Origin of the sequence: Micromonospora sp. WMMD734 (assembly GCF_049178975.1) — a bacterium.
In the GTDB taxonomy this organism is placed as follows: Bacteria; Actinomycetota; Actinomycetes; order Mycobacteriales; family Micromonosporaceae; genus Micromonospora; species Micromonospora wenchangensis.
On the sequence record NZ_JBMHMK010000001.1, the window covers coordinates 1,747,958 to 1,769,056 of the forward strand.

The window sequence follows — 21,099 nt, forward strand, 5'->3', positions numbered from 1 at the left end:
GTCAGCCTCCGATCGTCTCGGTGTCGGTGCCGCCGGCCCACTGGCTCAGCTTGAACACCACGAACTCCGCCGGCTTGACCACCGCGATGCCGATGTGCGCGACCACCATCCCGGCGTCGCGGACGTCGACCGGGTTGGTCTCCTCGTCGCACTTGACGAAGAACGCCTCCTCGGGGGTACGCCCGAGCAGCGCCCCGTCGCGCCACACCCGGGTCAGGAACGCGCCGATGTCGCGGCGGATGGACCGCCACAGCGAGTAGTCGTTGGGCTCGAACACCATCCACCTGGTGCCGTTGGCGATCGCCTGCTCGATGGAGATCGACAACCTGCGGACGTTGAGGTAGCGCCACTCGCTGGCCTCGGCGGCCAGGGTCCGGGCCCCCCACACCCGGATGCCCTCCCCGGCGAAGTACCTGATCACGTTGACCCCCCTGGGATTGAGCACGTCGTGCTCCGCACGGGTGACCAGGTACTCCAGGTCGACCGCGCCGCGGACCGGCTCGTTGGCGGGGGCCTTGTGCACGCCGCGCAGCGCGTCGGTACGGGCCCAGATGCCGGCCATGTGACCGCTCGGCGGGGTGAGCACCAGCTCGCCGGTGAGCGGGTCACGCACCCGCAGCCAGGGGAAGTAGTAGGTGCCGTAGTCGGACTGCCGGGCCCGGTGGGCGGTGCCGGTGTCGGCGTCGGCCGGCTCGCCGGCCTTGCCGTCGGCCGGTTTTCCGTCGCCGGGCTTGCCGGCGCGCGCGGGGGTGGCCACCCGGGTCAGCGTCGAGATGTCCTCGATGCCGGGCGGCGGGTCGCAGATCGCCACCATGGTGCGCAACCGCTCGGCCATGCTCAGCAGCGCCTCGTGCGACACCGGGTCGTGGAAGCCGGGCGCGGCGAGGATGGCCACCTCGTCGATGGCCTCCACCAGTTGCAGCCCGGTGCGCCGCTGCCCGGTGCCGGTGAGTCGGCCGTCGACGCCGACGTTGACCACCCAGCAGCGGCTGCCGCCGTTGTCGAGGAAACCGAAGACCGCCCGGGCCAGCGGGGTGCTCTCCAGGTCGTCACCGGCGGCGTACAGCCGCACGAACTCCGACCAGCTGGTGACGGCCAGTGCCCGGTCGACGTGCGCGCCCCGGTCGGGAGCGACCCCGACGAACGCGGCGACGGCCATCCCGACCGGCCCGATCGGCCGGGCGGCGCTGGGCACCTCCTCGACGTAGATGCCGGGGGAGAAGTAGTGGGGCATCGGTCCTCCTGTACGCCGGGCCGGCTCAGCGGGCCGGGGGTTCGCAGACGATGACGATGTCCGCGTCGGCCGGGTCGACCTCGGCGGTGAGGGTGCGGCCCCGGCCGACCAGGCGCAGCCGGACCGGACGGCCGGGATGCTCCGGGTCGTGCGGGACCCCGGCGAGCCGGAACCGTCCGCCGGAGTCGGTGTGGGTGGCGTACGGGGTGCCGGCCAGTTCCACCCGCAGCGCCGCCAGGGGCTGCCGCTGCGGGCCGACCACCCGGCCGACGAGGTCACGCAGGGCCAGCCGGTGCAGCCGCAGCGGGTGCAGCACCGGTGGCGCGACCGGCGGCGTGGCGGTCACCTGGGCCGGCACGTCGACCAGCAGCGCCGGCCGGGGGGCGACGCCCAGCGTCACCCACAGCGCCGGGTCGCCGGCCTCCAGCACCAGTTCCGGTTCGCCGGCCGTGGCGGCGGCGGTCAGCACCCGGTCCAGCCCGGCCAGCGCGGCCGGGCCGGCGGCGGCGACCAGGTAGCGGATCGTGAACCGGTACGGCGCGGGCGTGCCGGTTCCCCGGGTCTGCCGGGCCGGCCGCAGGGCCAGCGGCCACAGGGTCAGCCCGACGCCCCCGTCGGCGGGCGGGCCGACCGGGACGTCCTGCCCGGCGGCCCCGGCCAGCCAGGCGGCCAGCTCGGCGGTGGCCGTCTCGACCGGCCCCGGCCCGTCGCCGGTCATCGCGGCGGCGTCCCCTGGACGCGGTACGCGATGGCCTCGTTCCACACGTGCGGGTAGACGCCGATCTCGAAGTACCTGGTGAACCGGTTGATCGGGGCGTTGGCGTGGTCGTGCCAGAGCAGCCACACCGGGGCGATGGTGAACAGCACGTAGTTGAGCGCGACCAGCGGCAGGTAGAGCGGGCCGAGCAGCCGGGCCTGCAGGATGTGCACGTCCTCGTGGCGTTGGATGCCGGGGCCGGAACCGGCGCAGACCGTGCCGATGGTGGTGGCGTACCGGGGGGACACTCCCTCGACCAGGTTGACCCGGCAGCTGTGCTGCGAGGTGGGCCGGTCCAACGAATGGCCGACGACCAGGTGCAGGGCGAGGTAGAGCGCCCCGGCGGCGGTGTTCGGCAGGCTCCAGGTGTGGTCGACGACGAACAGCGCCACCCCCCGGGCGTCCGGGCCGTACACCCGGGCGGCGGCGACCGACCAGCCGAACGGGACGCCGACCAGCAGGCCGACGACCGCGCCGACCAGCAGCCCCACCGGGCCACCGACGGCCAGCCCGAGCGCCGCCCCGCCCAGGACGTGGACGGCGGCGCTGACGATTCCGTAGACCATGACGCGCCTCCTCAGACCCAGGAACGGACGAATCGGGGCTGCCGGCCCTGGGCGAGCTGGCCGCCGGTGGCCTGGGTGGGCTGCCGGTTGCCGGGCGGTAGCTGGTTGACGCCCAGCGCGGCGGAGAAGATGACCAGGCCGTTGAAGAACGCGATCAGCCACTTCTCGCCGCCCGCGTCGGTGGCGAACGCCGCGGTGGCGTACGACAGGAGCAGCGCCACGCCCAGGGCGATCCACTTGCGGGCCTTGTCGCTGTTCGGGCCGAGCAGGCCGCCGATGACGTTGGCGGTGAGCAGGGTGGCGGCGCTGGCACCGGCCACGGTGCCGAGGGCGGCCCAGCTGAAGAGATCGTTCACGGCGATCCCCCTTCGGGTGGTGCGGGACGGGTGGGGGCGGGCGGGGTGGCGGCGGTGCCGCCCCGACGGCGCAGCAGGACGGCGGTGACCCCGCCGGCCAGCAGGAGCAGGACCAGGACCCCCACGGACACCGGCAGCCACGGGAAGCCACCCGGGTCGTCCGTGCCGCCCGCGGCGGCCGGGCTGGCCGACGGGGTGGGGCGCGGCGGGGCCTCGGCGATCGCCCGCAGTTCGGCCGGTTTGGGCTCGTTGGCGACGACCTTCCAGGTGACCGAGCGCCCGGTGAGGGTGCCGTTGGAATCGATCACCCGACCGGGAAAGGTCACCGAGATCTCGAACGACATGAGATCCAGGAACCGCTGCTGGTTCTGGGGATCCTGTTCGGCCACCTTCCCGCCGTATTTCTTGGGGTCGAGTGGCAGGCTGAACCGGTAGAGATCGCCGTCGCGGCCGAGCTTCACGCTCTCGCTCGTGAAGCTTTTCAGCGGGGTGCGCCGATAAGTGATCTGGGCGCCGTAGAAACGATCGTCCTCGTAGACGGTCTCTTCGCCGGCGGGCAGGGCGGGGATGTTCTCCCGCAGTTCGGCGTAGGCGACCGCGAGGTTCTTGTTGCGGCTGCTGAGCACCGACTTTTCGGCGGTGAGCAGCAGCTGCCCGTCGACGGTGTCGTCGGCGTTGACGGTCAGCCCCAGGTTGAGCTGCATACATCCGGCGAGCAGGGTCAGCAGGGCCAGGCACACCGTGAGCCGTACCGCCCTGCCGTGTCCGCGTCCGGTTCTCATGGGCACATTGTGTGTGATCCACTTCACACCGGGCAGTCGGCGATCGGTCAGATGGCTGTCTCCGATCTTACCGATCCGCTTATCGGTCCGGCCGGTACGGAATGCGCCGACACTCGATATTCTGGACGGTCGACGTCCATTGTCGACCATTGTGGACGTCTGTCACGTCCCATTTCCGGGCCCGCTAGATCTGCGTTAAATCTCGGCGGCGACGGAAAACGAACACGCCGGCGGCAGCCTGGGGACATGCATGCCGACGCCGAACAGGCAAGCCCGACCGAACGCAGCCGCCATGACCCACGATGGCCCGCTGCCACTCCCGCCCGACCCCGAGCCGCCGCCGACCGCACCCCCACCCCGGGTGCGACGCCGGGCATCCTCGCCACCGGTGCCTGCCTGCCCGAGCAGGTGGTGACCAACGCGTCGCTGGCCGCGGCGCTCGGCGTCACGGCCGACTGGATCGTCGACCGGACCGGGGTCCACGAACGGCGGGCCGCCGCGCCCGGGGAGGCCACCTCCGACCTGGCCACCCACGCCGCCCGGCAGGCCCTCGACCGGGCCGGCGTCGACGCCGCCGAGGTCGGCCTGATCATCCTGGGCACCTCCACCCCGGACCTGCCGCTGCCCGCCACCGCCTGCCGGGTGCAGGCCAACCTCGGCGCGTGGGGCGCGTACGCGATGGACCTGGACGCCGTCTGCACCGGCTTCGTCTACGCCCTGGACGTCGCCCACAAGATCATGCGGTGCGACCCGACCATCAGGTACGCCGTGGTGATCGGCGCGGACACCTACTCGCGCATCCTCGACTACACCGACCGGCGCACCTCGGTGCTCTTCGGCGACGGCGCGGGCGCGGTGGTGCTGGGCCGCTCGGCCGACGCCGCCGGCATCGCGTACACCCGGCTGGGCAGCGACGGCCGGCAGCACGACCTGGTCCGGATCCCCGCCGGTGGCAGCCGCGCCCCGGCCAGCACCGCCACCGTCGCCCACGGCGGGCACCACTTCACGATGGACGGCCGGGCGGTGCGCGCGTTCGCCGAACGCAAGCTGCCGGAACTCGTCGCCGACGCCACCGCCGCCTGCGGGCTGACCGTCGCCGACCTCGACCTGCTCGTCCCGCACCAGGCCAACGTGCGGCTGCTGCGCGAGGTGACCAAGGAACTCGGCTTCGTCGCCGACCAGGTGGCGATCAGCGGCACCCACTACGGCAACACCGGTGCCGCGTCCGTGCCGGTCACCCTCGACGCGGCGATCGACGCCGGCCGGGTCCGCCCCGGGGCCCGGGTCCTACTCGCCGCCTTCGGCGGGGGGATGACCTGGGGCAGCGCCCTGATCACCTGGCCCGGCGGTACGGCCGGCCAGCCGACCCACGAGGAGCCACCGGCATGAGCATCCTGTCCGACTACGCCAAGCGCACCCCCGGCTCGAAGGAACACTTCGCCCGGGCCGGCGCGATGATCCCGGCCGGGGCGACCCGCAGCCTCAACTCCTGGCCGCCGTACCCGGTCTACCTGGACCGGGGGGTCGGCGGCACGGTCTGGGACGTCGACGGCAACGTCTACCGCGACTTCCTGGCCAACTACACCGGCCTGCCGCTGGGCTACGCCGACCCGGACGTCACCGCCGCCATCCGGGAGCAGCTGCCGCACGGCACCTCGCACTCGTTCTCCCGCACCCTGGAGGCCGAGCTGGCGGCGCTGCTGGTGGCGCGGGTGCCGAGCCTGGAGCGGGTCCGGTTCACCGGCTCCGGCACCGAGGCGGTGATGTTCGCGCTGCGCCTGGCGCGGGCGTTCACCGGCCGCCCGCTGGTCGCCAAGGCCGAGGGCGGCTACCACGGCACCACCGACGACGTGATGATCAGCGTACGGCCACCGGCCGACCTCGCCGGTGACGTCAGGTCACCCGCCTCCGTGCCGGAGATGCGCGGCATCCCCGCCTCCCGCACCCGGGAGACCCTGGTGGTGCCGTTCAACGACGTCACCGCGTCGCAGCAGGTCCTGCGCGCCCACGCCGACCGGGTGGCGGCGCTGGTGCTGGAACCGGTGCTCGGCGTCGGCGGGATGATCCCGGCCACCGCCGAGTACCTGACCGCGATGCGGGCCACCTGCGACGAACTGGGCATCCTGCTGGTCTTCGACGAGGTGATCACGCTGCGGCTGGCGTACGGCGGCGCGCAGCAGGCGTACGGCGTCACCCCCGACCTGACCACCATGGGCAAGATCATCGGCGGTGGTCTGCCGATCGGCGCGTACGGCGGCCGGGCCGACATCATGGGGCTGCTCGAACCCCAGGGCGGCACCGACGTGTACGACTCCCGCTCCGGCGGCCCGGCGCTCTACCAGGGCGGCACGTTCACCGGCAACGCGCTCAGCGTCGCCGCCGGCATCGTCACCCTCGGCAAGCTCGACGCGGCCACCATCGACGCGCTCAACCGCACCGGCGACCTGCTGCGCCGCGAACTGACCGGGGTGTTCGCCGATGCGTCGGTCGACGCCGTCGTCACCGGCGTCGGGTCCCTGTTCAACATCCACGTCGGCCCGCGCCGGGTCGAGGTGTTCCGGGACGTCCGCGCCGTCGACGCCGCCCGCCAACAGGCCTTCTTCCTGGGCCTGCTCAACCACGGCGTGATCATCGCCCCCCGGGGCATGGGCTGCGTCACCACCTGCACCACCGGAGACGACGTCGCGGCCTTCACCGCCGCCGTCCGGCTCACCCTGCACGACATCACCGAGGCCGGCTGAGAGGGCACGACGATGCAGATCACCTGGACGCAGGAGCAACACGCCCGCCGGGAACGGTTCCGCCGCTTCGCCGCGACGACCGTCGCCCCCGGCACCGCCGAGCGCGACCGCGCCGGGGTCTTCGACACCAAGTCCTGGCAGGCGCTGGCCGACGAGGGATTCTGGACCGCCCACCTGCCCCGCGAGCACGGCGGCGACGGGGGCACCCTGTGGGACTTCCTGGCCGGCCTGGAAGGGCTCGCCCAGGGCGCCGACGACTCCGGTTTCGTACTGTCCGCCGTCGCCCACGCCGGCCTGCTGCACGTACTGTGCGAACACGGCACCCCCGAACAGCGCCGCCGGCTGCTCCCGGCGCTGGCCGGCGGCGCGGTGGGCGCCACCGCCGCCACCGAACCGGCCGGCGGCTCCCACGTCGCCGCCGTCGGCACCCGGGCCAGCGTGCACGGCGTCGACGACTGGCGGCTCACCGGGCACAAGGCACACATCACCAACGCGCCCGTCGCCGACCACCTGCTGATCGTCGGCCGGCTCGACGGCATCGGCAGCCGGGACATCACCCTGTTCGTGCTGGACCGCGACCGGCCCGGTGTCGACACCGGAGCAGCCGAGGACCTGCTCGGCCAGCGGACGAGCCCCACCGGGCCGATCATCCTGGACGGGGTGCCGGTCGGCCCGGCCGACGTCGTCGGGCCACCCGGCGACGGGCTCGCCACCCTCTACTCGTTCCTGGCCTTCGACCGTCTCATGTACGGCGTCGTTGTCGCCGCCCAACTGGAGGCACTGCTCCCCGTGGTGCTGCGCCGCTGTGCCGAACGCCGGGCGTTCGGCGTCCCCATCGGCGAGCACGAGTTCATCCAGGACAAGGTCGTCGGCATCCGGACCACCATCGAGTCGGCCCGGCACCTCGCCTACGCCGCCGCCGACGCGCTGGTCCGCGGCGACGACTCCTACAGCGCGCTCGCCTCCTGCGCCAAGCTGGCCGCCTCCGAGGGCGCGGTCCGGTCCACCGTGGAACTGGTGCAGATCTTCGGGCACGCCGGCTACGACCGTACCGGCGGCATCGAGCGGCACCTGCGCGACGCCGTGGCCATCCGGATCGCCGGCGGCACCACCGAGATGCAGAAGAAGAACATCTACAAGGACGTGGTACGCCGCTACGCCGCCCCGCTCGACGTACCGGTGGTGCCGGCGTGACCGCCCCGACGGGCCCCGGCCGGGTGACCGGGCCCGACGCCGCTGGCGCGACGGGCGCTGCCGGTGCGGGGGAGGGGCGTCGGGTCGAGGGGGAGCGGACCCGGGTGGTCCGCGAGGAGGACTGCGCCACCCGGTGGGGCAACGAGGGCCTGCTGGTCCTGTCCACCCCGGCCATGCTGGGCCTGATGGAACAGACCTGCGTGGAGGTGCTCGCACCGGTGCTGGCGGCCGGCGAGATGACCGTGGGCGTCGGCGTGACCCTGACCCACGCGGCGGCGGCCGGCTGTGGCGAGCCGGTCACCTACCGGGTCGCCCTCACCGTCGCGGGCCGTGACGTCGACGTCGACTTCACCGTGGTCGGCCCGACCGGGACGGTCCTCGGTCACGGCTCCCACCGACGTCGGGTCGTCGACCGGGACGCCTTCCTCCGCCGACTGGCACCCCCCAACAGCTAGCCCCCGAGACCCAGGCGCGTCCCCACCGACCCCGCGCCCGTCCCCGCCCCCTTGCTCGCGTGATCAAGAGGTTTGCGTCACCGCCCCGGCATTTCCTGACGTAAACCTCTTGATCACGCGGGCGGTTCGATCATGCGGGCGCGGGGGGGATGGTGGGGTAACGGAGGTGGTGGTGGTGACTACTGTTCGTCTCTGGTGGACGGCGCTGTGGAAGGGCGGGTCGGTGGCGACGTCGCAGGTGGACCTCTCGGGTCGGGCCGGCACACCCCTGCGGGCGATCCTGCGTTCGCCGGGTTGGGTGGGCTGGGCGGTCGCCACCTTCGGGGCCCGGCTGCCGGTGGCGATGGCCCCGCTGGCGCTGGTCTTCGCCGGCCGGGCGCTCAGCGACGGCTACCTGCTCAGCGGCCTGCTGGTCGGCGCGCACACCATCGGTGAGGCGGTCGCGGCACCGGCTGCCGGGGCATTGATCGACAGGTGGGACCCGCGTCGCGTCCTGGCCGGGTGCCTGGCCGCCGAGGCGCTGCTCTTCCTGGCCGCCGCCGTGGTGGTCGGCACCGGTGGCGGCACGGCGCTGCTGGTCGTCCTCGTCGCGTTGGCCGGTGCGGTGCCGGCCGGCGCCCCGGGCGGCCTGCGGTCGATGCTCACCCACCTGGTCGACGCGGCCGTGCTGCCCCGGGCGCTGTCCCTGGACACGGTGCTCAACCAGGTCTGCTGGGGACTCGGGCCGGTGCTGGTCGGGGTGACCGTCGCCGCCGTCTCGCCCGCCGCCGGTGTGGGCCTGACCGCGTTGCCCGCCGCGATCGCCGCCGGGGCGGCCCTGCGCCTGCCCGACCCGACGTCGGCCCGGCCCGCCACCGGGCGCAGCCGGGTCCTGCCGGTGCTGCGCCTGCTGGCCCGCACCCTGGCGTTGACCGCCGCGCTGCGGGTCCTGCTCGGGGTGCTGACGGTCGCGGCGGTACCGCTGTTCAGCGGTAGCGGGCAGGCGTCGCTCGCCGGGCTGGCCCTCGCCGCGTACGCGATCGGGACCGGCCTCGGCAGCGTCCTCTACAGCCTGCGCGGCTGGCCGGGCGGGTACCAGCGGCAGGCCGACGTCGCCCTGTTGGTGCTGGGTCTGGTGGTCGCGCTCGCGGTGGTCGCGCGACCGCACGCCGTCGCGCTGCTCGCCCTGTACGCCGTCGCCGGGTTCTTCGAGGGGCCGACCGTGCTGGCCCGGTCGCTGCACCTGGAACGGGTCCTGCCGGCGGACCGCCGGGCCACCGGTTTCTCCCTCCAGTACGCGGCGATCGGTTGGGGTTTCGCCGTGGGCAGCATGCTGCTGGCGCCCCTGTTGACCCGCTGGGGTGCGGCGACGGTGGTCACCGGGGCAGGGTTGGCGGTGGCGGCGCTCGCCCTCGCGGCGACGCTGCTGCCGTCGCGCCCCGACCGGGGCCGGTGACCCCTTCACCGGTACGTCGACCCTTCACCGGTACGCCGACCCGGACCATCCGGCCACGGCGGACCGGCGGACCGGCGGCTCGCTGAGCGCCGGGTCGCCGTCGAGCACCTGCCGGTGCAGCCGCTGCAACTCCGGCCCCGGCTCGATGCCCACGCCGTCGGCCAGGGTCTGGCGCAGGTCGCGGTACACCGCGAGGGCGTCGGCCCGGCGGCCGACCTGGCACAGCGCCCGCATCTGCATGTCGCGCAGGCGTTCCCGCTCGGGGTGGAGGGTGACCAGCGCGGCCAACTCCTCGACGGCCTCGTCGTACCAGCCGAGACGCAGGTAGGCGTCGGCCCGCATCTCGATGGCGAGCAGCCGCCGCTCACCCAGCCGCCGGGTCTCGGCCAGGATCGAGGGAGACGGGTCGACGTCGGCGAGCGGGTCCCCCCGCCAGGCGGCCAACGCCTCCGACAGGGCCCGTACCGCCTCGTCGAGCCGGCCCGCCGCGAAGGCGGCACGACCCCGTACCACGTTGGCGTCGAAGAGATGACTGTCGACGTCGCCGCGCGCCAACCGTAGTTTGTAGCCACCCGGGCCGGTGACGATGGCCCGCCCCACCGACGGGGGCAGACTGCGCCGGAGGCGGAAGACGTACTGCCGGATCAGATTGCTGGCCGAGGCGGGTGGTTCGTCGGGCCACACCTCCCGGGCCAGGCGTTCCACCGGGATGAGCACATTTCCGTTGACTGTCAGAACCGCCATCAGATTGCGTTGCTTGGGAGCATTTATGCAGTAGTTCTGCCCGGGAAGTATCACATATGTTCCGAGTATGCCGAACTTCACGAATCCCCCACGATGCGCATGCCCCCGTACCGTCATTCCCCGTTGGTAATTGAAGCTAGTCGATCAATAATGACGGTGCCGCGCCATCTCCGTTCGGCTGCGCCGCCGGGGTAAGGAGCACATCGCGCTTGTGGCCGTGACGAAAGCGGTGTGAGATCAGCGGTGGGACGTCCGGCCCGGACGGGACACACCGGGCCCGGGAAAACGGCCACACCAGGAAAGCGACCCCAGGGGAAGAGGACCGCGCGCCGTGAACGCCGCCACCGAGAACCGAACCGTCGCACCCCGGGTGGTACGGGCCGCCCGTACCGGGGTCGCGGTGGTCTTCGCCCTCAACGGCCTCGCCGTGGCGACCTGGTTCTCCCGGGTCCCGGCGGTCCGCGACGCGCTCGGCCTCAGCGCCGGCCGGCTCGGCCTGCTGCTGCTGGCCATGTCCGGCGGCGCGGTGCTGGCGCTGACCAGCGCCGGCCTGGTGACCCAGCGGCTCGGCCCGGCCCGCACCGTCGTCGCCTCGACCGTGCTGGTGGCGGTGGGGCTGGCCGGGGTGGGGGTCGCCGCCCCGCTCGGCTCGCTGCCCGGCGTCGCGGTCGGCCTGTTCGCCCTCGGCTACGGCTCCGGCACCTGCGACGTGGGGATGAACGTCGAGGGCGCGGCGGTGGAGAAACGGCTCGGCCGCACCATCCTGCCCCGCTTCCACGCCGCCTGGAGCCTCGGTTCGGTGGCCGGTGCCGGGCTGGGCGCGGGCGCGGCTCGGCTCGGTGTGCCGATCACCGTACATCTGACGGTGCTGGCGGTGGTGGTGTTCGGCGGCACCGTGCTCGGTGCGCGCAACTTCCTGCCCACCCCGGCCGCCTCGACCGCCGACGGTGCCGCGTCGACCCGCCGGAGTGGCCTGCTCGCGGCCTGGCGGGAGCCGCGCACCCTGCTCATCGGCGCGCTGGTGCTGGTGATGGCATTCACCGAGGGCAGCGCCAACGACTGGCTGGCGGTCGCCTTCGTCGACGGTTACGGGGTCAGCGAGGCCGCCGGGGCCGCCGTCTTCGGGGTCTTCGTCGCCGGCATGACCATCGGCCGGACCGTCGGCACCGTGGCCATCGACCGCTGGGGCCGGGTGCCGGTGCTGATCGGCACGATCCTGCTGGCCGCCGCCGGCTCCCTGCTGGCGGTGCTGGCCGGCTCCGGTCCGCTCGCCGTCGTCGGGGTGGTCCTCTGGGGACTCGGCGCGTCGCTCGGCTTCCCGGTCGGGATGAGCGCCGCCGCCGACGACGAGGAACACGCCCCCGCCCGGGTCAGCGTCGTCGCGGTGCTCGGCTACACGTCGTTCCTGGCCAGCCCGCCGCTGCTCGGCCTGCTCGGCGACCACGTCGGCATCCTGCACGCGCTGCTGGTGGTGCCGCTGCTGCTGATCCCGACGCTAGGCCTGGTGCCGGCGACCCGTCCACCGGCCGGTGTCGGACCGTCGGCACCCACCGGTCCAGTACAGAAAAACTAACAGTCCCCGACCCGTTCCGGTATCGGGTGCGCGGCCGTTACGCCGGGCCGCCGCCGCTGGCTAGGGTCGCCGGATGCCAACCGAGATCACCGCCGCAGCGGCGGGCCGCTGGACCCTGGGCGACCGCACCGTGCACCGGATGGGCTTCGGCTCGATGCGGCTCACCGCCCACCCCGACCGGGAGCGGGCGCTGCGGGTGCTGCGCCGGGCCGTCGAGCTGGGGATCGACCACATCGACACCGCCGCCTTCTACGTCTCGCCGGGCGGCACCCTCAAGGTCGGCACCGGCCCCGCCCGGTACGCCACCGAGCTGATCCGCGCCGCGCTCGCCCCGTACCCGCAGGGGTTGGTCATCGCCACCAAGGTCGGCTTCCGGGACGACCCGACGACCGGGACACACGAGGAGGCCGGCCCGGCGCAGTTGCGCGCCCAGGTGGAGGAGAACCTGCGCCGGCTGGGTCGCGACCACCTCGACCTGGTCAACCTGCGGATCGTCAAACGACCCGCGCCGGACTCCGTGGCCGAACGCTTCGGTGCGCTGGCCGAGTTGCGCGACGCCGGCCTGATCCGGCACCTGGGTCTGTCCAACGTCCGCCTCGACCACCTCGACGAGGCGCAGACCATCGCCCCGGTGGTCTGCGTGCAGAACAACTACGCCCTGGACAACCGCGGCGACCAGGACGCCATGGTCCGCGAGTGCGCTGCCCGGGGGATCGCCTACGTGCCGTTCTTCTCCCTGACCGGTGGCAACCGCGAAGGTGGGGCCCGCACCGACCACGGTGCGGCGGTACGCGCCGTCGCCCGTGCCCACGACGCCACCCCGCAACAGGTACGCCTCGCCTGGACGCTGCACCAGGGCCCGCACGTGCTGGCCATCCCCGGCACCGGCGACCCGGCCCACCTGGCCGAGAACGTCGCCGCCGGGGCGCTGCGGCTCACCCCCGACGAGCTGGCCGCCCTCGACCGGGCGTGAACGGGCCGCTCAGCCGGCTGTCACCGGGTTCGCAGCGCCCTTCCAGGTGGGGGTGGTCCACTGGAGGGACGCCGAGGAGAGGAACGGGCAGATGGGCTGGTTCAGCCGACGGACCCGGGCTGACGAGGGCATCCCGACCAAGCTCGACCGGGAGGCCACCCGGGACGACCTGACCGCGTTGGCGGACTTCGTGGCCGCCCACCGGGGGGTGGAGTTCTATCTCGAACCCGAGACGACCGCCACCGACACCACCGTGGTGGCGATCGCGCACGACGGGGAGTGGATCCGCCGCCGCACCGGCTCCCCGCGGACGGCGGCGAAGCTGGCCCACCGGCACGCGGTGCCCCTGTACGAGGCGGCCAAGACCGGGTACCCGGAGCGGATGCGGGCCTGGAACCGGGCCCACCCCGAGCGCCGCCTGCGCTGACTGTCCACCAGCCGTGCGTGGGGTGCGGCGGGGTCGTGGGGTGCGGCGGGGTCGTGGGGGTGCTGCGGGTCCGTGGGGTGCGGCCAGGGTGGCGACGGCCTGTGCTGGCCGCGTGCGCCGGCCTGCGGTCCGCCGGCCACTCGGTGTGGGTATGTCGATGCGGGTCCTTTCGAGCTGATGACGATGACGGATCGGGGCCTGCCGGGTGTGCCGACCCGCACCGCCGTGACGGGATGGCCGGCGGTGTCGGTGCGGGGTGACGCAGCGTCGGGACGGGGTGACCGGTGGCGTCGGAGCGGCGCGGCCCGAGGCATCGGGCCGGGGCCGCGCTGCGGCGGCGGTGGGGTGGCCGGGGCTATCCGCCCGACCACCGTCCGGTCGGACCCGACCATGCCGGTCCGAGTCGTTGACGTCATCAGCTCGACAGCGTGTGAAAGAGGTATCCCGACCGCCAGGGGCCGGCCAGCCACCGGGGACGATCCACCGGGGACGGGCCGTCTGGGTGCGGGCCGTCCGGGTGCGGGCCGCGCCCCGTTGGACGAGCGCGAACCATCGCCGTCGGCCTCACCATGGGGGCCGACCGGTGCCGTCGTGGGGCCGGTGGCCGCCGTTGACCTCGGGGTGAGGAGTGTGGCAGCATTCGCGGCCTGACGGCAGTGAAGGAAGTCGGTGCGATTCCGACGCGGTCCCGCCACTGTCACCGGGGAGCGATCCCCCCTCGTGGGTCACGACCGTGCGTGCACGGTTGGAAGGCCGGGGGTGAGCGTCGATCCGGGAGCCAGGATACTTCGGCCGTCGGAGAACCCCAGGGCGTGGACACCCGAGGAGGACCCGATGACGCGCAGCGTCACTGCCGACCCGATCACGGTCGGTGATTTCCGCATCACTGTCGAGCCCGCGCCGCCGCGTGCTCCCGCCGCTCCCACCGTCGCCGGCCGTCGCCGGGGCGGTCGGCCTGCCACGTACCGCTGACGGCCGGTCCGGGTGCCCCGCCGTCGGCGGGGTCGTCGACCTCCGCCGCCGCTGACCGGCGTCCCTCCCGCCCCGCTCGGCCCGGCCCCGTGGTCGAGCCGGACGTCACTCTCCGGAGCTGCACGTGCGCATCCTGCTGCTGTCCACCGCCGACACCGATCTGCTCGCCGCCCGCGCCAGTGCCGCCGACTACCGCCTCGCCAACCCCACCCGGGTCGACGTGGCCGCCGTACCGGCCCTGCTCGACGGGGTCGACCTGGCCGTCGTACGGCTGCTCGGCGGGCGGCAGGCGTGGCCGGACGGCCTCGCGGCGGTGCTCGGCTCAGGGGTCCCCACGATCGTGCTCGGCGGCGAGGCGGTGCCTGACGCGGAGCTGATGGCGGCGTCCACGGTGGCCTCCGGGGTGGCCACCGAAGCGCTGTCCTACCTGGTGGAGGGAGGCGCGGAGAACCTCGCCCAGCTGGCGCGGTTCCTGTCCGACACGGTCCTGCTCACCGGGGAGGGCTTCGACCCGCCCACCCCCACCCCGCCGTACGGCATCCTCGACCGGCGCCGCCCGACCGCCCACGCAGACCCGACCGCCCAGTCAGACCCGACCGACCAGGCGGATCAGGCGGCCGGACCGGACGGGCGGCAGGGCGGCGGTGGGCGGCCCACGGTGGGGATCGTGTTCTACCGGGCGCACGCGTTGGCCGGCAACACCGGTTTCGTGCAGACCCTGGCCGACGCGGTCGACACGGCCGGCGGCGAACCGCTGCCGATCTTCTGCGGCTCGCTGCGCGGGCTCACCCCGGGCGACGGGCCGCTGGACCTCTTCGCCCGCTGCGACGCGCTCGTCGTCACCGTCCTCGCCGCCGGCGGGACGGTCGCCGCCGACGCCTCCGGCGGGGGCGACGAGGACGCCTGGGACGTCGGCGCGCTCGCCGCCCTCGACGTGCCGGTGATCCAGGCGCTCTGCCTGACCAGCACCCGGGAGCAGTGGGCGGCAAGCGACGCCGGGCTGTCCCCGCTGGACGCGGCCATGCAGGTGGCCATCCCCGAGTTCGACGGCCGGATCGTCACCGTGCCGTTCTCGTTCAAACGCATCGACGCCGACGGGCTGTCGGTCTACGCCGCCGACGCCGAGCGGGCCGCCCGGGTCGCCGGGATCGCCGTCCGGCAGGCCCGGCTGCGCCACCTGCCCAACGCCGACAAGCGGGTGGCGATCGTGCTCAGCTCCTACCCGACGAAGCACTCCCGGGTCGGTAACGCCGTCGGCCTGGACACCCCCGCCTCGGCGGTCCGCCTGCTCGCCGCCCTCGCCGCCGAGGGGTACCACCTCGGCGACGCGCCACCACCCACCGACGGGGACGCGCTGATCCACGCGCTGATCGCCGCCGGGGGCCACGACGTCGAGTGGCTCACCCCGGAACAGTTGTCCGCGGCCGAGGCCCGGGTGCCGGGGGAGACCTACCGGCGCTGGTTCGACCAGGTGCCGGCCGACCTGCGGGACCGGATGCGGGAACACTGGGGTGAGCCACCCGGTCAGCTCTACACCGACGACGGGGACATCGTCCTGGCCGGGCTGCGGTTCGGCAACGTCACCCTGCTGATCCAGCCGCCGCGCGGCTTCGGCGAGAACCCGATCGCCATCTACCACGACCCCGACCTGCCGCCCAGCCACCACTATCTCGCCGCGTACCGGTGGCTGGCCGCGCCGGTCGACGACGGCGGCTTCGGCGCGGACGCGGTGGTGCACCTCGGCAAGCACGGCACCCTGGAGTGGCTGCCCGGCAAGGGCCTCGGCCTGGCTGCCGACTGCGCCCCCGACGCCGTCCTCGGTGACCTGCCGCTGGTCTACCCGTTCATCGTCAACGACCCCGGCGAGGGCACCCAGGCCAAGCGGCGGGCGCACGCCGTCGTCGTCGACCACCTGGTGCCCCCGATGGCCCGCGCCGAGACCTACGGCGAGCTGGCGAAACTCGAACAACTGCTGGACGAGTACGCCACCGTGCAGGCGCTCGACCCGGCGAAGGTGCCGGTGGTCCGGGGGCAGATCTGGGAGCTGGTGCGCGCCGCCGAACTCCACCACGACCTGCACACCGAGGCGATGCCGGCCGCCGACGACTTCGACGACTTCGTGCTGCACCTCGACGGCTACCTGTGCGAGGTCAAGGACGTGCAGATCCGCGACGGGCTGCACGTCCTGGCCGGGGTGCCCACCGGTGAGGCCCGGGTCAACCTCGTCCTGGCCGTGCTGCGCGCCCCGCAGGTGTGGGGCGGCAGCCGGGCCCTGCCCGGCCTGCGGCAGGCCCTCGCCGCCGGCTACGGCCTCGACGAGCAGGCGTTGCTCGCCGAGCCCGGGGCCCGGGTGGCGGTGCCGGCGGCGCTGACCGACGTCGTCGACGGGCCGGCGGTCACCGCTGCCGACGCGGTGGACCTGATCGAGGCGCTGGCCCGGCGGCTCGTCCTGGGCATGGAGACCCTCGGCTGGGACGCCGACCGGGCCGACGCGGTGGTCACCGAGGTGACCGGTGACGGCTGCCCCGACGCCGTCGAGGTGCTCCGGTTCGCCGCCCGCGAGGTGGTGCCCCGGCTGGACCGCACCACCGACGAGATCACCCACACCCTCGGCGCGCTCGCCGGCCGGTTCGTGCCGCCCGGACCGTCCGGGTCGCCCACCCGGGGCCTGGTCAACGTGCTGCCCACCGGCCGAAACTTCTACTCCGTCGACCCGAAGGCGATCCCCAGCCGCAACGCCTGGGACGTCGGGGTGGCGCTGGCCGACTCGCTGCTCGCCCGCTACCTCGCCGACACCGGGGAGTATCCGCGGTCGGTCGGGCTGACCGTGTGGGGCACCAGCGCCATGCGTACCCAGGGCGACGACATCGCCGAGGTGCTGGCTCTGCTCGGCTGCCGTCCGGTGTGGGACGACAGGTCGCGGCGGGTCACCGGCGTCGAGGTCGTGCCGGTGGCGGAACTGGGCCGGCCCCGGGTCGACGTCACGGTCCGCATCTCCGGCTTCTTCCGCGACGCGTTCCCGCACGTCGTCGCCCTCCTCGACGACGCGGTACGGCTGGTCGCCGCCCTCGACGAGCCGGCCGGGGACAACTACCTGCGCGCGCACGTGGCCGCCGACCTCGCCACCCACGGCGACGAGCGGCGGGCCACCGCCCGGATCTTCGGCTCCAAGCCCGGGGCGTACGGGGCGGGGCTGCTGCCACTGATCGACGCCCGCAACTGGCGCACCGACGCCGACCTCGCCGAGGTGTACGCCGTCTGGGGCGGCTACGCCTACGGCCGGGGCCTGGACGGGCGGGAGGCGCGGGCCGACATGGAACGCTCCTTCGCCCGGATCGCGGTGGCGGCGAAGAACCAGGACACCCGCGAGCACGACATCGTCGACTCCGACGACTACTTCCAGTACCACGGTGGGATGGTGGCGATGGTGCGGCACCTCACCGGGGCCGCTCCGGCCGCGTACGTGGGCGACTCGGCGATGCCGCACGACGTGCGTACCCGCACCCTCGGTGAGGAGACCCGGCGGGTGTTCCGGGCCCGGGTGGTCAACCCGAAGTGGATCGCGGCGATGCGCCGGCACGGCTACAAGGGCGCGTTCGAGCTGGCCGCCACCGTGGACTACCTGTTCGGCTACGACGCCACCGCCGGGGTCGTCGACGACTGGATGTACGAGCGCCTCGCCGAGGCGTACCTGTTCGACGGGCAGACCCGCGAGTTCCTGGAGCGGTCCAACCCGTGGGCGCTGCGCGGCATCACCGAACGGCTCCTGGAGGCCGCCGACCGGGGCCTGTGGGCGGCTCCCGAGCCCGCCACCCTGGACCGGCTGCGGGAGACGTACCTGGCCACCGAGGGCGACCTGGAGGAGCGACAGTGAGCGCGAGGAGTGAGCCGGGTCTGCGAGCCCCGCAGTCGCGAACCGAGGCCAGCTCAGTGAGCGGGTTTCCCTTCTCGGCCGTGCTCGGCATGGACGACATGCGGCTGGCGCTGCTGCTCAACGCGGTCAGCCCGGCGATCGGCGGGGTGCTGGTGCGGGGCGAGAAGGGCACCGCCAAGTCGACCGCCGTGCGGGCGTTGGCCGCGTTGCTCCCGCCGGTGGACCGGGTCGCCGGGTGCCGGTTCGGCTGTGACCCGGCCGCCCCCGACCCGACCTGCCCGGACGGCCCGCACCCGGGTGCGGGCGGGCACGAGGATCCGGCCGCCGGGCCGGTCGAGCGCCGCCCGGCCCGGCTGGTGGAACTGCCGGTCGGCGCCGCCGAGGACCGGGTGGTCGGCTCGCTCGACCTGGAGAAGGCCCTCGCCGAGGGGGTACGTGCCTTCGAGCCGGGCCTGCTCGCCGCCGCCCACCGGGGGGTGCTCTACGTCGACGAGGTGAACCTGCTCCACGACCACCTGGTCGACCTGCTCCTGGACGCCGCCGCGATGGGCCGCTGCCACGTCGAACGGGAGGGTGTGTCGGTCAGTCACGCCGCCCGGTTCCTGCTGGTGGGCACGATGAACCCGGAGGAGGGTGAGCTGCGTCCGCAGCTGCTCGACCGGTTCGGGCTGACCGTCGAGGTGGCGGCCAGCCGGGACCCGGCCGTCCGGGTGGAGGTGGTGCGCCGTCGGCTCGCCGCCGACGCCGACCCGGTCGGGTTCGCCGCCCGGTGGGCCGCCGCCGACGCCGAGGTCGCCGCCCGGGTGGCCGCCGCCCGGGGCCGGCTCGACGGGGTGCTGCTGCCCGACGCCGCGTTGCGGCAGATCGCCGAGGTCTGCGCCGCGTTCGACGTGGACGGGATGCGCGCCGACATCGTCACCGCCCGGACCGCCGTCGCGCACGCGGCCTGGCAGGGCCGGGACCGGGTGACCGCCGACGACGTCCGGGTCGCCGCCCGGCTCGCTCTGCCGCACCGCCGTCGCCGTGACCCGTTCGACACCCCGGGCCTGGACGAGAAGCGCCTCGATGAGGCGTTGCAGCGGGCCCGCGACGAGCATCCCGACGACGATCCGCCGGACACCGGGCCGGCCGGTCCGGGTGACCCGACCGGCGGGCCGGACGGTGCCGGCCCCGGTGGGTCGGGCGGCCCCTCGGCGGGCGGCCCCGGCGACGGGTCGGGCCCGCAGTCACCCGACGACGCCGGTGGGCCGCAGGATGACACCGGCGGGCCGCAGGACGCCGATGGTCCGCCGGGCCACGACGAGCATTCGCGCGCCCGGACCGGTCCGGCCTTCCCACAGTCCGGGGACGACCGGTGGCCGGACCGCATCGACGACGGCGGGCCGGACGACGACGGCGGGCCCCGCGCCGACGGCCGGTCGGGACGCCCCGACGACGGGTCGGCCGAGCACGCCGGCACCCGTCCCGGGCGACCCGACCAGGGCGGCACCACCAACCCGGGTGACCCGGCGGGCGTCGGCTCGGTGGCCGTACCGCAGCGGGGGTTGACGGCCCGGTTGTTCACCGCGCCGGGGGTGGGTGACGGGGTGCCCGGCCGGCGTTCCCGGGCGCGGACCGGGCGCGGGCGGACCACCGGGGCCCGGGTGCCCACCGGTCGGCCGGCGGCGGTGCACCTGCCGGCGACCCTGCGCGCCGCCGCCCCGCACCAGGCCGGGCGGGGCCGGTGCGGCGGCCCGCTGCTGCTGCGCCCCGACGACCTGCGGGAGGCGGTCCGGGAGGGCCGCGAGGGCAACCTGGTGCTGTTCGTCGTCGACGCCAGCGGCTCGATGGGCGCGCGGCAGCGGATGTCGGCGGTCAAGGGTGCGGTGCTGGCCCTGCTCACCGACGCCTACCAGCGGCGGGACACGGTGGCGGTGGTCGCCTTCCGGGGTACCGGGGCGCAGGTGCTGCTGCCGGCGACCTCGTCGGTGCTGGCCGCGTCGGCCCGGCTGGCCGAGTTGCCCACCGGCGGGCGTACCCCGCTGGCGGAGGGGCTGCTCGCCGCCGCCGACCTGCTGCGGGTGCAGCGGCTGCGGGACCCGCGACGGCGTCCGCTGGTGCTGGTCGTCACCGACGGCCGGGCCACCGCCGGGCACCGGCCGCTGGACCGGTCGGCACGCGCGGCGGCCGTGCTCGCGGCCACCGGCGCGCCCTGCGTCGTGGTGGACTGTGAGTCCGGCCCGGTCCGGCTGCACCTGGCCCACCGGCTGGCCGGTCAGCTGGGCGCGGCCCACCACCGCCTGGACACGGTCACCGCCGACCCGCTGGCCGGGCTCGCCACCGTCGGAGCGAATCGGAGCGTGCGCTGATGCCGCAGGGAAAGCCGGAACACGTCCCCGCCGACGGGTTGACCACCCGGCAGCGACGGCACCGCCCGTTGACCATCGTGCACACCGGGCAGATGAAGGGGAAGTCGACGGCCGCGTTCGGGTTGGCGCTGCGGGCCTGGACGGCCGGGCTGCCGATCGGGGTGTTCCAGTTCGTCAAGAGCGCCAAGTGGCGGGTCGGCGAGGAGAACGCCTTCCGGGCCCTGGGCCAGGTGCACGCCGACACCGGGCAGGGTGCGCCGGTGGCCTGGCACAAGATGGGCGAGGGCTGGTCGTGGATCCAGCGCGGCGGCGACGCCGACCACGCCGCCGACGCCCTGGAGGGCTGGCGGCAGATCCAGCGCGACCTGGCCACCCAGCGCTACGGCTTGTACGTCCTGGACGAGTTCACCTACCCGATGAAGTGGGGCTGGGTGGACGTCGACGAGGTGGTCGACACCCTCACCCACCGGCCCGGCTTCCAACACGTGGTGATCACCGGCCGGGACGCCGACCCGCGGCTGGTCGAGGCGGCCGACCTGGTCGCCGAGCTGACCAAGGTCAAGCACCCGATGGACGCCGGCCAGAAGGGCCAGAAGGGCATCGAGTGGTGACCGGACCGAGCCGCCGCACCGACCAGCGCCGCCCGCCGGGCAACGCGCCGGCCGGTC

17 protein-coding genes and 1 riboswitch are annotated in these 21,099 nt (G+C 74.4%); of the genes, 11 read left to right on the forward strand and 6 right to left on the reverse strand.

Going from position 1 to position 21,099, the window contains the following annotated elements; genetic code table 11:
- Position 1: 1 nt before the first annotated feature.
- The 5 genes from ACN267_RS07200 to ACN267_RS07220 are packed head-to-tail and all read right to left on the reverse strand — an operon-like array spanning position 2 to position 3,695.
- On the reverse strand, positions 2 to 1,234 hold the full coding sequence (locus ACN267_RS07200) for a phage tail sheath family protein (protein WP_204960572.1): 1,233 nt from the start codon (positions 1,232 to 1,234) through the stop codon (positions 2 to 4).
- 25 nt (positions 1,235 to 1,259) lie between these two features.
- Positions 1,260 to 1,952, reverse strand: coding sequence for a carboxypeptidase regulatory-like domain-containing protein (locus ACN267_RS07205; protein WP_421488242.1), 693 nt, complete (start codon positions 1,950 to 1,952; stop codon positions 1,260 to 1,262).
- Positions 1,949 to 2,557, reverse strand: coding sequence for a glycine zipper family protein (locus tag ACN267_RS07210; protein ID WP_204960574.1), 609 nt, complete (start codon positions 2,555 to 2,557; stop codon positions 1,949 to 1,951). The genes ACN267_RS07205 and ACN267_RS07210 overlap by 4 nt, the downstream gene beginning before the upstream one ends.
- A gap of 11 nt (positions 2,558 to 2,568) precedes the next feature.
- Complete coding sequence (locus tag ACN267_RS07215; protein WP_204960575.1) at positions 2,569 to 2,913, reverse strand: hypothetical protein; 345 nt, start codon at positions 2,911 to 2,913, stop codon at positions 2,569 to 2,571.
- Positions 2,910 to 3,695: an LppM family (lipo)protein gene (locus ACN267_RS07220; protein ID WP_239485958.1), complete on the reverse strand. Its 786-nt coding sequence runs from the start codon at positions 3,693 to 3,695 to the stop codon at positions 2,910 to 2,912. Before ACN267_RS07220 ends, ACN267_RS07215 begins: the two co-directional genes overlap by 4 nt.
- Positions 3,696 to 3,941: 246 nt before the next feature.
- Between ACN267_RS07220 and ACN267_RS07225 the strand changes: the two genes are divergently transcribed.
- The 5 genes from ACN267_RS07225 to ACN267_RS07245 all read left to right on the forward strand — a co-directional run bounded on the left by ACN267_RS07225 (position 3,942) and on the right by ACN267_RS07245 (position 9,520).
- On the forward strand, positions 3,942 to 5,084 hold the full coding sequence (locus ACN267_RS07225; protein ID WP_204960576.1) for a 3-oxoacyl-ACP synthase III family protein: 1,143 nt from the start codon (positions 3,942 to 3,944) through the stop codon (positions 5,082 to 5,084).
- Entirely contained in the window at positions 5,081 to 6,436 is a 1,356-nt protein-coding gene (locus ACN267_RS07230) for an aspartate aminotransferase family protein (RefSeq protein ID WP_204960577.1), read from the forward strand. Before ACN267_RS07225 ends, ACN267_RS07230 begins: the two co-directional genes overlap by 4 nt.
- A 12-nt stretch (positions 6,437 to 6,448) precedes the next feature.
- Positions 6,449 to 7,630, forward strand: coding sequence for an acyl-CoA dehydrogenase family protein (locus tag ACN267_RS07235; RefSeq protein ID WP_204960578.1), 1,182 nt, complete (start codon positions 6,449 to 6,451; stop codon positions 7,628 to 7,630).
- Positions 7,627 to 8,085, forward strand: a complete 459-nt coding sequence (locus tag ACN267_RS07240) for a thioesterase family protein (RefSeq protein WP_204960579.1) — start codon at positions 7,627 to 7,629, stop codon at positions 8,083 to 8,085. The genes ACN267_RS07235 and ACN267_RS07240 overlap by 4 nt, the downstream gene beginning before the upstream one ends.
- 175 nt (positions 8,086 to 8,260) lie before the next feature.
- Complete coding sequence (locus ACN267_RS07245; RefSeq protein ID WP_421488243.1) at positions 8,261 to 9,520, forward strand: MFS transporter; 1,260 nt, start codon at positions 8,261 to 8,263, stop codon at positions 9,518 to 9,520.
- Between the two features lie 24 nt (positions 9,521 to 9,544).
- Here ACN267_RS07245 and ACN267_RS07250 read toward each other — a convergent pair whose 3' ends face one another.
- A complete protein-coding gene (locus ACN267_RS07250; RefSeq protein WP_255554024.1) occupies positions 9,545 to 10,381 on the reverse strand; it encodes an AfsR/SARP family transcriptional regulator in 837 nt (278 codons plus the stop codon).
- A gap of 214 nt (positions 10,382 to 10,595) precedes the next feature.
- On the opposite strand from ACN267_RS07250, the gene ACN267_RS07255 reads away from it, so the two are divergent.
- From ACN267_RS07255 to cobO, 6 genes are all read left to right on the forward strand, one after another.
- Positions 10,596 to 11,837 carry an MFS transporter gene (locus ACN267_RS07255; protein WP_281897078.1) on the forward strand — a complete coding sequence of 414 codons (1,242 nt, stop codon included), beginning with the start codon at positions 10,596 to 10,598 and terminating at the stop codon, positions 11,835 to 11,837.
- 73 nt (positions 11,838 to 11,910) lie between these two features.
- Positions 11,911 to 12,810, forward strand: coding sequence for an aldo/keto reductase (locus ACN267_RS07260; RefSeq protein ID WP_204960583.1), 900 nt, complete (start codon positions 11,911 to 11,913; stop codon positions 12,808 to 12,810).
- 91 nt (positions 12,811 to 12,901) lie between these two features.
- The gene (locus ACN267_RS07265; protein ID WP_088646738.1) at positions 12,902 to 13,237 is read left to right on the forward strand and encodes a hypothetical protein; all 336 of its coding nucleotides are present in this window, start codon (positions 12,902 to 12,904) and stop codon (positions 13,235 to 13,237) included.
- 659 nt (positions 13,238 to 13,896) lie between these two features.
- A riboswitch (cobalamin riboswitch) is annotated at positions 13,897 to 14,026 on the forward strand.
- 307 nt (positions 14,027 to 14,333) lie between these two features.
- Complete coding sequence (cobN, locus tag ACN267_RS07270) at positions 14,334 to 18,083, forward strand: cobaltochelatase subunit CobN (RefSeq protein ID WP_421488244.1); 3,750 nt, start codon at positions 14,334 to 14,336, stop codon at positions 18,081 to 18,083.
- Complete coding sequence (locus tag ACN267_RS07275; RefSeq protein ID WP_421488245.1) at positions 18,080 to 20,431, forward strand: VWA domain-containing protein; 2,352 nt, start codon at positions 18,080 to 18,082, stop codon at positions 20,429 to 20,431. The genes cobN and ACN267_RS07275 overlap by 4 nt, the downstream gene beginning before the upstream one ends.
- Entirely contained in the window at positions 20,431 to 21,042 is a 612-nt protein-coding gene (gene cobO / locus ACN267_RS07280) for a cob(I)yrinic acid a,c-diamide adenosyltransferase (RefSeq protein WP_204960586.1), read from the forward strand. The genes ACN267_RS07275 and cobO overlap by 1 nt, the downstream gene beginning before the upstream one ends.
- The last annotated feature ends 57 nt before the right edge of the window (positions 21,043 to 21,099 follow it).